Below are 457 nucleotides of genomic sequence, written 5' to 3' on the forward strand. Positions count from 1 at the left end.
TAAACTCCCGCCGGAGGCGCCCGAGAGCGCGCCACGGGTCGCGCGTCTGATCCTGAACTGGATCGGGCGCGCATTGCGTTTTGCGCAAACCCCGGTGACCGCCGCTGCTGTGGGTTGACGCACCGCCGCGCAATGCTTGAAACTCTGTGATACACGCTAGTTACATTTCTAGCCAATAAACGCAGCAAAGCTGCATCACCGCAAAGCATCCAGCGCCTGTGCTTGTGCTTCGTATCCGCCGCCCGAACCACAGGGGCAGCACCCGACCAGAGAGGAAGATCATGACGTTCTTAACCCGTACCGGCACCCCCTTACCCGCCGCCATCCACGCCTCTGCCGAAGCTGCCAAACGCGATCCGGTCAACCGACGCGAATTTCTGGCCCTCGCCAGCGCCTTTGGGGCCACGGCGACAACCGCCTATGCGATGATCGGCATGGCAGCGCCCGCACATGCGGC

The 457-nt window shown here is 63.0% G+C and carries 1 pseudogene; it reads left to right on the forward strand.

The features are described from left to right. Positions 1-281: 281 nt before the first annotated feature. Positions 282-457: pseudogene (locus B3849_RS17635) on the forward strand (diguanylate cyclase); the annotation flags it as partial.

Origin of the sequence: Sulfitobacter sp. UBA4523 (assembly GCF_002388305.1) — a bacterium.
GTDB classification, from domain to species: domain Bacteria; phylum Pseudomonadota; class Alphaproteobacteria; order Rhodobacterales; family Rhodobacteraceae; genus Sulfitobacter; species Sulfitobacter pontiacus.